A 13,033-nucleotide genomic window follows, 5' to 3' on the forward strand; every position below is an offset into this window, starting at 1 on the left:
GGCTCTACTTTTCCCATCTAAAAAATGAGAAATAGCTAATAAACGAAGTCTCAATCGGGCATCTGATGTTGAAGTAATCATTTTATCTAAGTCTTGTGTCATATTTCACCACCTATAAATAGAAACTTATTAGATCACAAAATTAATGGAATTGGTATTAAAATACGAAAGTGGTGTTTTTTGTTATCACCGCTTACTTATACCAAACTGCATAAATCTTTGATCAATTTAACGAATTAAATTGCACTATAACGTCGTTGAAATTTTTTATTTAGAACACTAGATACAAAAATTTTTGCCTAGTTCTAGCGTAATTTTATTAACGTTAAATAGGCCTCATATATAAATAGATTTGTATAATAGGGAGCAAACGCATTATATAATCTCTTTTTTGCGTAAAAATAAAGCATACTGCCGCAAATTAAACCTTCAAAAAATTAACCGCTGATAATTTCCTTAATATTGAGCAGAGCTGGTACTTAGCCGGTTGATATAATTTATCTGTTTTTTATACCAATCCGCAATAATACTTAATCAATTTGAGGGATTAAATCTGACGCTAACTGCGTTAAAAATTTCTGATATAGAACAACTAAATAACGAAATTCTTGCCTTGTTATCGACACGATTTTCTTACCTCAGGATAGATTACTTAATTAAGCGAATTGGTATTAGATATAAAATGTATATCACTCTACTTTAAGCCATTTTAATTTCTGCCTATTAATATTGATTAATTACTGCTCTAAGCTAAATTTTAGTTATATGATTTATCAGGTAAATAAAAATTAAAATAATAAGGGTTTAATAATGAATAAGACTAAAAGCCATTCGCATGGGATTTTTTGCTGGTCTGAGTTATGTACGCAAAACTGGAAAGAGGGTAAAAACTTTTATACTTCATTATTCAGCTGGGGATATGATGATCAAGCTATTGGAGAAGGCGTATATTACACCATGTTACAAAAACAAGGGGATGATATAGCCGCTATGTATGAAATGCCCAAAGAGCAAGTTGATGGCGGAGTTCCCAGTCACTGGTTGGCGTATATTGCAGTTGATAATGTTGATAATTGCGCAGTTAAAGCAAAAATGCTCGGGGCTGAGATTATTGCGGGTCCTCATGATGTTATGAATGCTGGGCGTATGCTGATGCTAATAGATCCTGCTGGTGCTACGGTGGCTTTGTGGCAAGCAAATGAGCATAAAGGCTGTAAACGCTTAGGTGAATTAAATACACCATATTGGCATGAGCTAGCAACCAGAGATAGCAAAGTAAGTAGCGATTTTTATTGTTCTTTATTGGGATGGACAAGCGAAATAAAGCCGATGGAAGGCATGGACTACACTTTGTTTTTAGTAGATGGGCAACCCATTGCTGGCATGCTTGAAATGACAAGTGAGTGGCCAGAAGATATTTCTGCTCATTGGATGATTTACTTTGCGGTAAAAAACTGCGATGCAACTGTAAATAAAGCGATTAGTTTTGGGGGCGAAATATGTGTTCCTGCGACAGATATCCCTGAAGTTGGGCGTTTTAGTGTTATCTGCGACCCCCAAGGCGCTGTATTTTCGGTGATCGAATCTGCTATGGATAACGTTTAATGCGGTTATGTAATACCAATTTTATTAAAAACATGATCATTCTAGCGTATTAAATAACTCACTAACGACGTTAAAAATTATTTATATAGAACAACTATGTATCATAATTTTGGCCTTGTTATTGCGCTATTTTCTTATCGCTATAATAGATCACTAATTTAATGCAATTGGTATAATTATTAAGTGCAAGATTAAATGGCTTTGTGCTTAATTATTTTACACTCCCTTTAGCGTTAATTTATTTGCAATTTTGCTATAATGCTAACCAATTAAATCGTCAGTAAGTGCAGAGAACGCAATGGAATTTGAACAAGATAGCAATTTAACCCTCCCTTTATTTCTTTTAGATGAAACATTAAGTGAAAGAGATTTAGAGCAGCCTGATTTTGAAATATCAATTGGACTTGATGATGAGTTACTTGCTCAAATTTGCCAGAATCCAAGTGAAGATAGCAGTATCGCTATTACCGTTAATAGTTATGAATTACTTATTGCTGACTCCCCATATTTAAAGATATTAGATCAAGAACATGATGCGCAAATAACATTAACGCACGGACCGCTTTTAAGTGTTATTTTAAATACTGAAGATCAAAAGGCATTCGTTTCTCCACAAATGGATATGATGCCTACTTTCGACTTGGGCGACGAAGACGAATGAAAAAAATCATAATAAGTACATTTGTATTAATAATTCTTAGTGGTTGTGCGTACTTGGGTAATGTTCACTACAATGATTTATTTGGTTTGGAACAAACACAAGAGCGAATTGTTTCACACTCTACACTTTCAGGTGCTGATTTTTTACAAAATGTAAAGCCGGTGCTAGATACCCGCTGTGTGGTTTGCCATGGTTGCTATGATGCTCCGTGCCAACTTAAGCTGTCATCGCCTGAAGGAATAGATCGAGGGTTGAGTAAAGAGTTGGTTTACGATGGAACTCGTTTATTGGCAACGACTCCGAGCCGTTTATTATTTGATGCGACTAACACTCAGCAATGGCGGGGGAAAAACTTTACGCCGGTACTTAATGAGCGAATACAAACTGAAGAGGCGAATTTAGCCGGCAGTGTTTTATTTAATAGTTTAGTACTTAAACAAAGCCATGAATTACCAGCAAATGAAGTATTAGACGATGAGTTTGATTTTTCTTTAAATCGCTCTCAAACTTGTGCAACGATGGGGGAATTTGATCAATTAGCTGATGAACAACCTCATGGTGGTATGCCCTATGGATTGCCTGGCGTATCACGCGAAGAGTTTAATCATCTACAAAGATGGCTTAAAACAGGCGGTAAAATGTCGCATATTACGCCGCCAAGTAAACTCGAGCAAAATAAAATAAACGGATGGGAAGCCTTTTTAAATCAAGACAGTTTAAAATATCAGTTATCGGCTCGTTATATTTATGAACACTGGTTTTTAGCACATATTTATTTTACCCCAGAAAATCCACAGAGCTTTTTTAAGTTAGTACGATCTAGCACACCCCCAGGAGAGAAAATAAAGCTTATTAATACACGTCGCCCTTATGACGACCCTAAGGTTAGTCGTGTTTATTACCGATTTATGCAAGAGCGCACAACAATATTATCTAAAACGCATTTACCGCTAGAGCTTAATGAAGCTAAATTACTGCGTTTATATGATCAATTTATTGCTCCTGATTATACTGTTACTCAAATGCCAAGTTATAAGCCTGAGTCAGCATCTAACCCATTTAAAACATTCGAAGTTATTCCTATTAATTCAAAATATCAGTTTATGCTGGATGAAGCTGAATTAATTATAATGGGCTTTATTAAAGGGCCGGTTTGTCGTGGTCAAATTGCTTTAAATGTGATTAACGACCATTTTTGGGTCGCGTTTGCTGATCCAGCTAAAGTAGCTACTCCCGCTGTTGGTGAAATGCTCATGCAACATGAAGATGCGCTTGAACTGCCCGCTGCTGAGGAAAGTAATGCCTTACCTATTTCTAACTGGGTTAAATATTCAGCGTTAGAACAAAAATATTTAAAAGCAAAGGTTGGCCTTGCTAATGAAATGTTTAAAGGTGGGGAGCACTTAACAACTGACTTATTATGGAAAGGCGATGGGCATAATGAAAATGCGGCACTGACTATTTTTCGTCATTTTGATAGTGCCACTGTTGTGAAAGGTTTTATAGGACAAGAGCCAAAAACTACATGGATCCTCGATTATGCCTTATTTGAACGTATACATTACCTTCTAGTCGCCGGCTTTGATGTGTATGGTAATGTTGGGCATCAGCTAATAACGCGTTTATATATGGACTTTTTACGTTTAGAAGGTGAGCAAAACTTTTTAGCATTATTACCTGAGCATAAGCGTGATCAAATTAAAAAACATTGGTATCGCAAATCGCCACCGAGTCTTGCTGACTTTTTTAAAAATAATCGAGAGTTTAGTCAACCAAGTGGTATTGAATATGAAACAAATGATCCTCAACATGAGCTTTATGGCTTAATGAAAGAGGCTTTAGCGCCAGTGTTAAGTAAGCAATATGACTATACTCAAGTACCTAAAGCGCTAGGCGTAATAAATGCTATGCCAGCAAAAGCAGTTAATTTATTGCCGCAATTATCTTTTGTTTTAGTTAAGCAGTCTGATGATAGCCACAAGGCTTATACTATTATTCATCACAATGCACACTACAATATATCCAGTTTATTAAATGAAGATGGGCAACGTGCTTATAAAGAGGATACAGCGACTATTGTTCCAGGCTTTATTGGTGACTATCCAGAATCTATTTGGTATTTAAATAATGATCAGCAAGTGGCTGCTTTTACAGAGCAATTACCCATGATGCAAATAGAGGCTGATTATAGAGCATTAAAGTCTAAGTTTGGTATTCGACGTACTCACCCTCAATTTTGGCAGTATAGTGATATTCTGCACGATACAGCTAAACAATATCGCGGTATAGAATATGGAATGTTCGATTATAATCGCTTAGAGAATCGATAATTAAATAGTTTTTTATTGGCCCAGCTTTTTAAGTTGGGCTTTTTTATTTAAAAATCATATTGAAGCCGTTTATTTGTTTTAAAAAATTAAGCTACACTTAAAACAAAAACTGGCCATAGTATGTTTAAAGTTGTCGCAAATATCCGAACCCGCTACCAATGGGCTTTAATCGCAATCGCGGTCTTAATAAGCATATCAGCATCACTTATGCAGTATTTTTTATCAGTGCAAAAATATGATGCAAAAATTATCAATATCGCAGGTAAACAAAGAATGCTTTCGCAAAAAATTGCTTGGCATAGTAATGAATTACTCATATCTTCAGTAGATGCTACCAACCATATTAAAGCGCTAAAAGCGTCATTACTATTATTTAAAAATAGTCATGAATATTTGCTTTCTAAAAATGATGATGGCGAATATCAGTACCTTACTCCTAAGCTTGTAAAGCTATACACATCAACTCCGAATAAACTCGACTCTCAAGTTAAGGTATTTATTCAAGAGGCTGAAAGTCTACTTTATCAACAAGGACAAGTAGATAGGCAAATATTTTCTGTTACACAAGTTGAAGTTCTATTAAAACAGTTAGATTATGCTGTAAGTTTATTTGAGACCGAAGCAATCACAAAAATGAACTGGGTGTCTAATCTTGAGCTGCTATTTTGGCTTGCTGCCATGCTATTGCTACTTGTAGAGCTACGGTTTGTATTTATGCCAATGGAAAAGGAGATACTTAATGCGTTGACTGATTCTCAAAAACAGAAGGAGTTTGCTTATCAGGTGAGTAAAAATAAAGAACATTTTATTGCCAGAGCTAGTCATGAATTCAGAACGCCATTGCAAGGGCTGATTTCGTCAATCGAAACTCTATATATTAAAGATGAGCAAAAAAAAATTAAAATGCAGGCGGCTTTTTGCGCGTCAAGAATAATAGCGATGCTCGATGAACTTCAAGATTTACAAGCATTGAGTTTAGGGCATTGGTCACTGCAATTAACAAATAAAAATTTATTACGATCACTAGAAAGAATATTAACCACTTATAAGTATGCTTATGAGCAGAAAGGTATAAGGTTGATAACCTCGTTCGATTCGACTCTTGATTGTACTACTGAACTCGATCATAAGCGTTTGCAGCAGATGCTAGCTGAATTATTAAGTAATGCGTTAAAGTTTACCCTGCAGGGTGAAGTTCATATCGATGCTAAAGTGGATTGCGAGCAATTAATTGTTACGGTAAAAGATACAGGATGTGGTTTTTTAAGTCAGGTAGATAGCCCTGTATTTAATTCGCAGGAGCAAAGCAATCATTTTCAAGGCCTTAGAACAGGCCTTGCGCGCGTGCAATACATTGTTAAAGCTTTTCATGGCAAAATATTATTTGAAAATAATGAACATGGTGGGGCGTTGGTCACGCTTAAAATACCAATTACTATTAATGAGCCAGATAAATCGAAGAAGACAATACTACCTTCAACGCTTCATTGCTTAGTTGTTGAAGATAACCCATTAAATATGCTGGTATTAACACGAGTTTTGACATCACTCGGTTATAGCTGCGTATCTGCTGAAAATGGTAAAGTAGCCTGTGAAATGGTCACTAGAGAACGATATGACGTAATATTTATGGATTTAAATATGCCCGTAATGGATGGCTTTGAAGCGAGTAAAAAAATACGAGCATTTGATCAATCAACACCAATCATTGTTGTTACTGCAAATACCTCCGATAGTGATATCGCGTATGCAGGTGAATGTGGGATTAATGCCCATGTTTTTAAGCCTATAGATAAGCAGATGGTGATTGATGTATTAGCGAAAGTGTATAGTCGTAAATAGGTCTATTTTTGATATCTCAAATGACAAAATTTTATCAACTCAGTGCTTTTAGCTGTAAAGTAAATTATCTAAATTGTTATTGTGTAAATAAAATTAGGAAGTAGCTCAGCGTATAAAAATGAGCAAACATTGGCCTGCTCATTTCATTTTATAGAGGATTAAATACGGCTAACGGTAAAACCTTGCTTTTGTAGTTGTTTAATTAGACCGTGTTGCTCAGGTAAGTGTAGAGCGCCCACCGCAATAAACAGTTGCTCGTTTGCTAAACGGGGTGTGAGTTGTTTAACCCAATTATTGTTACGATTAATTAGCATTACTTGCTCGCTGATCTTACCGTAGTCACTCTCATCAAAACTCATGTTGTAGTAATCGGTTAGTGTATCCATGTCACCGCTTTTCCATGCATTAACTAACTTGATAAAGTAAGTATTAATATCGGCTAGTTGCTCAAAGGTTTCTTCAATCATTTCATTGCTTAATAGCGCCATACCATCAAACATTTGTAGTTGCTGCTCTAGGGTTTCAAGCTCGCCAATTTTAATATTATGCTCTTTTGCATAACTAAGTACTTGCTTGTCTATGCCCGTTTGATCAGAAAAGCCTGCATTTTGAAATTCAATTTGCATCATGGTAACCATTACGGCCCATGGCTTTAAAGCATTGAACATAGCAATATCAATCGATTTTTTAGCAAAGTAGTCTTTTAGTTTATTGTAATTTTGTTTAGACAGTTCTGTTTGCAGTGTTTTACCATCGGTTTGCATCATAAGTGGCATTGAGCGCTGCTGCATTTCAAATGGTGTAAGTTTACTTATATCAACCTCTACAATAACTTCTTTGCTTGCGCTAATTGCATCGGTTACCTTTATAGGTAAGCCCTTCATGCTGGCATCACCAACGTGTACGGTGCCAAATAAGTAAGAGCTAACGCCATTTTTTTCTATTTTATATAAGGCAGGATCTGCGTAGCTGTTAAAGCTAAATGTTATAAGTAACGCCACAATAAATAAATGGCTCATGCGGATCAGGGCATTCATGGTTTATCCTTAAAATTTCGAGAATTAGTAATATAAATACTAACCTAAATTCACTTAGTGGGTAACGTTAATATAAACGTTAGCGTGGTATCTTTGGTATTGTTAGCTGTAATTGTAAGGCCATTTAAGTTACACAAGCTCTGCACAATAGATAACCCTAAACCGTGGCGTTGATTATTAGTTCGTGACGAATCTAACTGATAGAGCGGATCAAAAATAGCGGTCAACTGATCGTGACTTAGTGGCTTGTGTATTTTATTACTAACAGAGACAGTAATATTTTTCGTGTTATTTACTGCACTTAATCTAATAGGGTCTTCAGGAAGTCCATAAAATAGTGCGTTATCAATCAAATTACACAAAATAGTATTTAAACTAAATTCGTCAGCCATAAGTGTAAGGTCTTCACTAATATTGCTTCTTAAACGCGATTTAATAGTTGGGTGCTTAAAAGTCAGTTCATTAATAGTTTGATTGACTAAGTTATTGAGGGTGATTGCTTTTATATCTAATTTCATTGTACTGCTGTTTGAACGTTGTAATAACAATAGGTTATTCACTATCGTTTTCATACGCTGTGAAATATTAAGTACATCACTGGTATAGGTGTCGCTAATACGTTTATCGTCAGGGTAGCGAATAGCCACTTCTGAAAGGCTTATGAGTTCAGCTATTGGGGTTTTTAGCTCGTGTGCAATGTCGCTTGTTAGGCGTTTTTCATTACTATAGAGTTGCTGATTAACGGTAATAAACTTATTTAGCTCGTTACGTATGGGTTCTATTTCTTCTACTTTAAAGTCGCTTTCTATTGTTTGCGCAACACCAGTAATATCGAGTAACTTAATTTGGTCGTTTAAGTTGTGTAGCGGGTGCAGACCTTTATTTACAATACGTGTCACTAAATAGCGCACACCAAACACACCAAGCACACAGGTTAAAATAAAGACCACATCAATAATAATAAGTACTTTATTAAGTTCGGCTGTCGGCGCTGCAATCGCAAGAGTCATGGTATTAAAAACAGCAGAGTGAGTGGGGTTTCTATCGTCTTTTTGGGCTACAAAGTGACTTATAAGTGCGCGGCCATCACGCCCGTTAGGAAGCTCGTAATCTATAATTTTAGATTCGTTTATCGGCATTTTTAAAAAAGGCAGGTTAGCATTTTCATAAAGCGCTAATGAGTCCGAACGCTCAAAAACATCACGGCCATGCCATAACTGGTAAAACTCCGTGGCATCGGCTGCTTCATACTCCGACATAAATTCACCAGCAAAATCAAATTCAACCACGTTGTTGTCATCTTCAACTAAGGTTTTTAAGTAGTTAGCTTTGTTAGTTAAAGACTGATTGAACTGATCTTCCACCCAAGTATCAACGCTTAAATCAACGGTTAAAAATATGGTGAATAAAATAACTGAGATCACAGCGCTAATATTATTAACGAGTTTACGTTTTATTGAGTGACTTTTATTTTGTTGTTGCGACATAACCAAATCCACGTTTATTTTTTATCGGGAGCTCGCCGTCAAACTGTCTTACTTTTTTACGTATGGTTGAGATGTGTGCTTCAAGCGCATTTTTAGAGAGCATATCAAACTGACCTACCACCGCTTCACTTATAAGTTCAAGCCCCAATACTCGCTCTGGGGCATTAAATAAGCATTCTATTATTTTGTATTCATTGCGAGTGAGCTCAATGGCATGCTGCTTGTAATGGAGAGTTTTAAGCGAAAGATCTAATACGCAATCGCCTACGGTAAGCGTATTTTGCTGGTTTTGCAGTGAACCACGACGAAGCAATGCAAGGACGCGAGCATGGAGTTCTTCAAACGAAAATGGCTTAGTTAAATAATCGTCAGCGCCTTTTATAAGGCCGCTAATTTTATCTGGGTAGCGTTTAAAGTTGGTTGGTCCGTGTGAGCCCATCATATGTAGGACGATAACGGTATTAGCTTGGCTTAAATTAGCGAGTTTGCGCTTAAGTGGATCAAGCAGTGCTTCATCAAAACAATATTTCCCATCGCAAAGCGCTGATGGGGCGGTTGGTATATCAATATTAACAACACGGGTGCATACATTTTTGCAGCCGCTGTTGTTATCAACCCACAGTACGTCACTGCCAGCTTGTTGTGCTAAGCCAATTAGGTTTTGTTGGTTGTCGGCTGCTAATCGATCAAAGTTATTTTGTGTTTGCAGTGAAAACATACACGGCACAGACACAGCCGTAGCGGTGCCACAAGACGCCACATTTTTGAAATACTTCACATTGTACTTTTGTGTGTAAGGATTGGTGTTGCGCTTATAACCTTGATAAGCAAAGTTTTCTGCTCGTGCGGTTTCGCCAACAACTATAACTGTTACGCTGGTGGTGTTTGGCGCAATAAGCGTAGGTGTTGCATCTATATTTTTAAATTCCATATTGGTATACAGCAGCTGATCGCGCATATATTTATAACCGCTAGAGAGATACTGAAAGGGAATGATTTCTTTTTTTAAAATACGGTTATTGCGGCCTGTGGCTGCGTAGTCGGCGTAAAAGTTTATGACCACTAAAGCAATTAATGAGCAGCACGCTACAATAAGTTTTATGCGACTAATCGCTTCTTGGTGAGGGCGGGTAAAGTGTATTTTTACTTTGCTTAATACAAAAACAGGTAGCGCACAAAACAGCAGTAGAAAGCCTATGAGCTGCGGATTTAAATAGCTCAGTGCTTCGCTTGAATCCGTTTCAAACGTGTTTTGAATCATTGAATAGTCAAACACGACGCCGTAATTTAATGAGCCGTAAAGCACAGCGCTCGAAATTATCAGTAAAAGGTAGTTAATTGGCTTTAGTAACCACCTAACCGACACTATCGAAAAGAAAATAATTAAAAGGCATAACAACAGTAGTGGCACTGAAAGTAAAAATAGCCACGAAAAAGATGCAAGGGAGGTGATGGCGCTAAACGAACCTTGAATAAAAGGAATGTTTATAACTAAACAGTAATAACAGGCAATCATCACTACAAAGGCATTTGCACTACAGTGAATGTAAAACCGTTTACTACGATTTGGCTTTTTTTGTGCTGGTGTTTGGCTAACTACGTTCATATACAGGCTCGTTTAAAATAACAACGCCATGCTATGCAACAACACTTAAGAGTCGCTTAAGAGAACCTACGCATTACCTGAAGGTGATAAATAATTTTATTTATAAAAACATTCTCAAAAATTAATCAAACCTTAAATAAGGGATATAAGAATAGTGAATTTCTGAGATTAAAATTAGAGCATAAAAAAACCACTACTAACTTATATAGTGAATTATAAAACCTGATAAATTGTGTTTTAGTCTTTTTGTTAGATTAACTTTGGTGTTGACTTAAAGGGCCTAGCGCGGTACTAATATAAAAAGAGAGCGAAGGAATAACCTTCGCGATAATTGAACAAAATTTGGTATTAATTACATGCTTACAAACGCACTTAACCTAGTCCTGATTATTATCGTGGTGATTATTCCCGCGAGGGCTTCGTAGTGCTTTAAAAACTTAAGCATTAAAGAGCCCTCCGCACTTAACCGTTCGGAGGGCTTTTTAGTTTTAAGGGTAAAATTTTTAGCGTGAAAATGTAATTGGGTTGTCACTGAGGAATGAGGGTTTATTAATGACAGGCGCAGAACTAACAATCGATTTATTGACCAAACACGGCGTAAATGAAGTATTTGGCTACCCAGGCGGAGCTATTATGCCAATTTACGATGCGCTGTATGGTGCGCCAGTCAAACACTACCTTACTCGCCATGAGCAAGGTGCAGGGTTTGCCGCTGTTGGTTATGCTCGCAGTACGCGTAAATTAGGCGTGTGCTTTGCAACATCGGGCCCAGGTGCAACTAACTTAATAACAGCCCTTGCTGATGCGATGATGGACTCAGTTCCGTTGTTAGCGATCACCGGCCAAGTGCCTACTGCAGCCATTGGATCTGATGCATTTCAAGAAATAGATGTACTAGGTATGTCGCTTTCGTGTACCAAACATAGCTACATGGTAGAACGAGCTGAAGACTTAGCAGAGATATTACAAGAAGCTATCCATTTAGCGCAAAGCGGCCGACCAGGTCCCGTACTTGTCGATATCCCAAAAGATATTCAAATGGCGCAAGTCCCTTTTAAGCCTTGGCTTGCAGCTGATGAATACTTACCAGAGTTAGATTTAAAGCAAGTTGCTATTGCTAACCAACTGTTGAGTGAGGCTAAACAGCCTGTAGCGTATGTAGGCGGTGGTGTACAAGCTGCTGATGCGCAAGACGAGTTAATGCAGTTTTTAAACAAAACGCAGATGCCAGCTGTATCAACACTTAAAGCGCTAGGCAGTGTGTTACCAGATTACGAGCATTACTTGGGTATGTTAGGTATGCATGGTGGTCAAGCTGCTAATATTGCGGTGCAAGAATGTGATGTACTTGTATGTATAGGTGCACGCTTTGATGATCGCGTAACAGGTAACTTAGCTAAATTTGCAGCTAAAGCAAAAGTAATCCATTTAGATATAGATGCCGCTGAAGTTGGTAAACGAAAACCTGCTAAAGCCTCATTAATTGCTGATTTAAAAACGTCGTTACCCGCACTTGAGTGCTTTGTAGCACCTAAAGCCTGGTGTGACACAAATAAAGAAATGAATATTAAGCACGCGTGGCGTTACGACTACCCAGGTGAGAAGGTATATGCACCGTACTTGTTAAACCAATTGAGCCAACGCATGCCAAAAACGGGTGTTGTGTGTTGCGATGTTGGTCAACACCAAATGTGGGTAGCACAACACATGAAGTTTACTCACCCGAGTAATCATTTAAGCAGTGGTGGTGCAGGTACAATGGGCTTTGGTTTACCTGCGGCTATTGGCGCGCAGGTAGCACGCCCTGATGACTTTGTTATTACTGTGTCGGGTGATGGCTCAATAATGATGAATATTCAAGAATTGGCCACTATTCGCCGTAATAATTTACCTGTAAAAATATTAATTTTAGATAATCAGCGCTTGGGTATGGTTCGCCAATGGCAGGAACTATTTTTTGAAGGGCGTTACTCTGAAACTGACCTTTCGGATAATCCAGATTTTGTTCAATTAGCTGCTGTATTTGGTATTCCTGGGCAAACAATTACCCACGCGAACCAAGTTGATGATGCTATTACAGCATTAGTTAACAGTAAAGGCCCGTACATAGTACATGCCTGTATTGATAATAAAGAAAACGTTTGGCCACTTGTACCACCTGGGGCTGCTAACGACGAAATGATGACGGAGAAAGCACAATGAAACATAGCCTAACTATTGCATTAAAAAGCCAAAGTATAGCGGTAGAGCGCTTTTTACGCGTTGTGCGTCATCGTGGTTTTGACCTTACGCATTTTCAGCTCAATATGGATGATGGCTTATACAATGTGGTCATGACGGTAGATAGTGATAAACCTATTCACCTATTAACCAGCCAGCTAAACAAGCTGGTGGATGTAAAAGAAGTCACTTTACAAAATTTACAGCACCAACAGGCTGTGTAATTACGCATTAAAAAATAATTT

Annotated in this window: 8 protein-coding genes and 2 pseudogenes; 6 read left to right on the forward strand and 4 right to left on the reverse strand. The window is 37.5% G+C overall.

The features are described 5' to 3' along the window. The first annotated feature begins 810 nt into the window (after window positions 1-810). The 4 genes from ACJJVZ_RS05060 to ACJJVZ_RS05075 all read left to right on the forward strand — a co-directional run bounded on the left by ACJJVZ_RS05060 (window position 811) and on the right by ACJJVZ_RS05075 (window position 6,438). Window positions 811-1,605 (forward strand): VOC family protein, encoded by a 795-nt coding sequence (locus ACJJVZ_RS05060; RefSeq protein WP_405598661.1) that lies wholly within the window; start codon window positions 811-813, stop codon window positions 1,603-1,605. Window positions 1,606-1,903: 298 nt separating this feature from the next. After that, complete coding sequence (locus ACJJVZ_RS05065; protein ID WP_077536274.1) at window positions 1,904-2,266, forward strand: hypothetical protein; 363 nt, start codon at window positions 1,904-1,906, stop codon at window positions 2,264-2,266. Continuing rightward, complete coding sequence (locus ACJJVZ_RS05070) at window positions 2,263-4,596, forward strand: fatty acid cis/trans isomerase (protein WP_405598664.1); 2,334 nt, start codon at window positions 2,263-2,265, stop codon at window positions 4,594-4,596. Before ACJJVZ_RS05065 ends, ACJJVZ_RS05070 begins: the two co-directional genes overlap by 4 nt. Before the next feature lie 120 nt (window positions 4,597-4,716). Next, complete coding sequence (locus ACJJVZ_RS05075; RefSeq protein ID WP_405598667.1) at window positions 4,717-6,438, forward strand: response regulator; 1,722 nt, start codon at window positions 4,717-4,719, stop codon at window positions 6,436-6,438. A 158-nt stretch (window positions 6,439-6,596) separates the two neighbouring features. Here the strand turns inward: ACJJVZ_RS05075 and ACJJVZ_RS05080 are convergent, their stop codons facing one another. The 4 genes and pseudogenes from ACJJVZ_RS05080 to ACJJVZ_RS05095 form a co-directional block, all read right to left on the reverse strand. Further along, window positions 6,597-7,475 (reverse strand): TraB/GumN family protein, encoded by an 879-nt coding sequence (locus tag ACJJVZ_RS05080; protein WP_405598668.1) that lies wholly within the window; start codon window positions 7,473-7,475, stop codon window positions 6,597-6,599. A gap of 50 nt (window positions 7,476-7,525) precedes the next feature. Next, the gene (locus ACJJVZ_RS05085; RefSeq protein WP_405598670.1) at window positions 7,526-8,962 is read right to left on the reverse strand and encodes a sensor histidine kinase; all 1,437 of its coding nucleotides are present in this window, start codon (window positions 8,960-8,962) and stop codon (window positions 7,526-7,528) included. Continuing rightward, window positions 8,943-9,365 (reverse strand): annotated as a pseudogene (locus ACJJVZ_RS05090) (response regulator transcription factor); the annotation flags it as partial. The gene ACJJVZ_RS05085 and the pseudogene ACJJVZ_RS05090, both read right to left, overlap by 20 nt. 51 nt (window positions 9,366-9,416) lie before the next feature. Then, window positions 9,417-10,568, reverse strand: a pseudogene (locus ACJJVZ_RS05095) (phosphoethanolamine transferase); the annotation flags it as partial. Between the two features lie 552 nt (window positions 10,569-11,120). On the opposite strand from ACJJVZ_RS05095, the gene ilvG reads away from it, so the two are divergent. Further along, a complete protein-coding gene (ilvG, locus tag ACJJVZ_RS05100) occupies window positions 11,121-12,770 on the forward strand; it encodes an acetolactate synthase 2 catalytic subunit (protein WP_405598672.1) in 1,650 nt (549 codons plus the stop codon). After that, window positions 12,767-13,012 carry an acetolactate synthase 2 small subunit gene (ilvM, locus tag ACJJVZ_RS05105; RefSeq protein ID WP_096792339.1) on the forward strand — a complete coding sequence of 82 codons (246 nt, stop codon included), beginning with the start codon at window positions 12,767-12,769 and terminating at the stop codon, window positions 13,010-13,012. Before ilvG ends, ilvM begins: the two co-directional genes overlap by 4 nt. Window positions 13,013-13,033: the final 21 nt, after the last annotated feature.

This window comes from Pseudoalteromonas sp. Ld19, assembly GCF_045064135.1.
Classification (GTDB): domain Bacteria; phylum Pseudomonadota; class Gammaproteobacteria; order Enterobacterales; family Alteromonadaceae; genus Pseudoalteromonas; species Pseudoalteromonas aliena.

Bases quoted from the DNA above. Each gene is read 5' to 3' on its own strand.
- ACJJVZ_RS05060 (WP_405598661.1), top strand. From the start codon at position 811: ATGAATAAGACTAAAAGCCATTCGCATGGGATTTTTTGCTGGTCTGAG.
- ACJJVZ_RS05065 (WP_077536274.1), top strand. From the start codon at position 1,904: ATGGAATTTGAACAAGATAGCAATTTAACCCTCCCTTTATTTCTTTTA.
- ACJJVZ_RS05070 (WP_405598664.1), top strand. From the start codon at position 2,263: ATGAAAAAAATCATAATAAGTACATTTGTATTAATAATTCTTAGTGGT.
- ACJJVZ_RS05075 (WP_405598667.1), top strand. From the start codon at position 4,717: ATGTTTAAAGTTGTCGCAAATATCCGAACCCGCTACCAATGGGCTTTA.
- ACJJVZ_RS05080 (WP_405598668.1), bottom strand. From the start codon at position 7,475: ATGAATGCCCTGATCCGCATGAGCCATTTATTTATTGTGGCGTTACTT.
- ACJJVZ_RS05085 (WP_405598670.1), bottom strand. From the start codon at position 8,962: ATGTCGCAACAACAAAATAAAAGTCACTCAATAAAACGTAAACTCGTT.
- ilvG (WP_405598672.1), top strand. From the start codon at position 11,121: ATGACAGGCGCAGAACTAACAATCGATTTATTGACCAAACACGGCGTA.
- ilvM (WP_096792339.1), top strand. From the start codon at position 12,767: ATGAAACATAGCCTAACTATTGCATTAAAAAGCCAAAGTATAGCGGTA.